Consider the following 3,118-nt stretch of genomic DNA (forward strand, 5'->3'; position numbering starts at 1 on the left):
AAATCAACTTTATCTGCTTGACCACTATAATAATCATAATAAGCTTGTAGCTCTTTTAACAATACATCTGTCGACCAACCATCACTCGCTATATGATGTATATTAATTAATAATTTAGTATCTAACTCTTCCCTATATATAGATACTCTTATTGGATATTCCAATACTAAATCAAAGGGGGTATTTATATCTATATCTATTTGCTTATCTATATCTGTATCTCGATAACTATATTCATTTATAGCTAGTTTTTTATTTAATATTACTTGATAGTCATTACCATCATCATTTGTACTAAAAACACTCCTCAGTACTTCGTGTCTATCTACTATCGATATTAATGACTCCTTAATAGCTCCTATATCAACTCCTTCATTAATAGATACAAGAATTGGTATATGATAAGCATTACTTCCCTTCTCATACTGCTCTATAAACCACAACCTCTCTTGGGCAAAGGATAAACCATATTCATATAATTGATATTTATGAATGTTAACTTTATATAAATCTTCTCTATCATATAGATTATTTTGTTGGGCAAAAAAAATTAATTCCTCTTTATGTCTAGCTAATATAAGCTTGAATTTATCTGTTGATATTTCCTTACTTAACTTAAATTTAAGCTTATTTTTTTCAAGCCAAATTAAAGATTTACTTTTTTTTATTTTTTCTATTATTTTTATTATCATAGTTCAAAGTCATCCATTTTATCCATGTCTAAAACTAATGAATCAGGTATTTTCTTACCTAATAGATTAATTGTTTTATATTTAAATATATCAGCTACTTTTACTTTAATATTTAACTCTTTAGATATCTTATTAGTAAGTTTAATAGCCAATATACTATTACCACCAATTCTAAAGAAATTATCATTAACACCAACTTTATCTAACCCTAAAACTTCCGCAAATATATTGCACAACTCTATCTCAAGCTCTGTAGCAGGTGCTTGGTATGTATCTTCATTAACAAACTCAGGATCAGGTAATGCCTTACGATCTAACTTACCATTAATAGTCAATGGTATACTTTCTATCTCAACCAATATACTTGGTAACATATAATCCGGCAAAATCTTCTGTAATTGAGTTCTAATCTCTTTGTGATTATATTTACTAGCAAAAGGAAGGTTATAATATAAATTGCTAATGTTTTTGCACAATGATATATCTTTAACTTTTTTTTCTAGAACAACATCATATCTATACTTACTTAGCTCATTAGAATAGCTTAAGTTATCCCTATATAATAAGCTAATTTCTATTCCTGTACTCTTCTCTTCTAAGTATTGAAAATAATTTGGGGAAATTAATAACTCGGTTTCCTTTAAAGATATAGATGATATCTTAGTATCATCAAAATACTCTTTTTGATAATTAAAACGCTCTTTAATTAATTCATGATGTAAATCATTATTTCTAATATCTCCTAAAAAAACATTGCCTTTTACACATAGTTTATCTAATACTTTTGATAAAACATCCTCAAAATACTTAATATTAGGAAAATACTGTGCAACAGAATTTATAATTATACAATCAAAGTCATCCTCTTTAATCATATTAACTTGGTCTGCAGTTAAATGATAAAAATTAACATTTTGATTCTTATCATACATTTGTTTATGTTTTTCAATTAGCTCTCCTGAAATATCTAGTCCAATATAATTATTAACACTATCTAATAATGGATACATCAATAAGCCTGTACCAACTCCAATTTCAAGAATATTTTTAGAGTTTAATTTTTTTATTCTTTCTACAGTGATATCTCTCCAAATTTTCATCTGAGATAATGGTATTTTCTTACCCGTTACATAACTATCCCAACCAGAAAAATCTTCTTTATAAGAATTACTAGTTTTACTATAGTTATTATCATACAAATCTTCCCAATCATTTAAAACCTGCTGATAATTTCTTCTAAAGTAATTCTTATCATAAACATAATATCCCACAATATCTCTTGATTTAATATTATTATTCTCATTAATTACAACACAAGACTGATTAATACAATCTAGCTTACTTAGTTGTGATTCAATCTCGTCTAATTCTATTCTATAGCCACGTATTTTAACCTGAGAATCATTTCTACCTATATATTCAATATTCCCATCTGGTAACCATTTAACTAAATCTCCCGTCCTATACAATCTTACATACCCTTTCTTAATATCAAGTTTAGTAGCAAATGAATTATTCACAAACCTCTCCTTAGTCAAATCAGGACGATTAAGATAACCTCTTGCCAACCCAGCTCCACCTATATATAACTCTCCAACTACTCCTATAGATACTGGCTGTTTATTTGAATCTAATATATATGTTTTTATATTTGATATTTTATCTCCACCTAATTGAACCTTATTAATACTAGTTAGAGATGTAATAGTAGCTTCAGTAGGACCATATTCATTGATTACTATGTTAATCGAAGACTTATAACTTTTGAAACATTCTCTAGATAAATACTCCGCTCCAAATATTAACCTTTTTAAAAAACTAATTCTCTCAGGATTAATATTCTCTAAATATGTGGGAGTTGCATGCAAATGAGTAATTTTATAAGATTCTAAATAGCTTATAAACTTATTAGGATCTTTGATTTCAAGGTCTAAAGGTAAATATAGTATGTTGGAAGTAGATAAACTTAAAAACATTTGTTCTACTGATGCATCAAATACATAATTAGCAAATAAAACAAATTTTTCATTACTTGATATATTATAAAGATCTACCAATGAGCTAAGTAAGTTGGTAATACTTCTATGCTCAACCATCACACCCTTAGGCAAACCTGTAGTCCCAGATGTATATATTACATAAGCCAAATCTGATGATTGGCTCAATGGACCTAGATTTAACTTATCTTCATGCCTATATAATAAATGCCCACATTGCTCATCTATCGATATAAGTAATACTCCTTCTACTTCTTTAAGCTTCTCCTCCAGATGACTTTGTGTAATAACTAAACTAGCATTAGTATCTGAAATAATATGTTTAAATCTCTCAACTGGATATTCAGGATCTATCGGAACATATGCCCCTCCTGCTTTGATTACAGCAAGTATGCCTATCACCATATCCAAACTCCTCTCTAAACAAAG

2 protein-coding genes are annotated in these 3,118 nt (G+C 28.0%); both read right to left on the bottom strand.

Annotated features, from left to right (window positions below):
- The coding region (locus tag R8535_RS10730; protein WP_329499128.1) for a condensation domain-containing protein at positions 1–692 on the bottom strand (692 nt) is incomplete at its 3' end.
- A partial coding sequence (locus R8535_RS10735; RefSeq protein ID WP_329499126.1) for an amino acid adenylation domain-containing protein occupies positions 689–3,118 on the bottom strand: 2,430 nt, incomplete at its 5' end. The genes R8535_RS10730 and R8535_RS10735, both read right to left, overlap by 4 nt.

It is taken from the genome of Francisella sp. 19S2-4 (assembly GCF_036281795.1).
GTDB lineage: Bacteria > Pseudomonadota > Gammaproteobacteria > Francisellales > Francisellaceae > Francisella.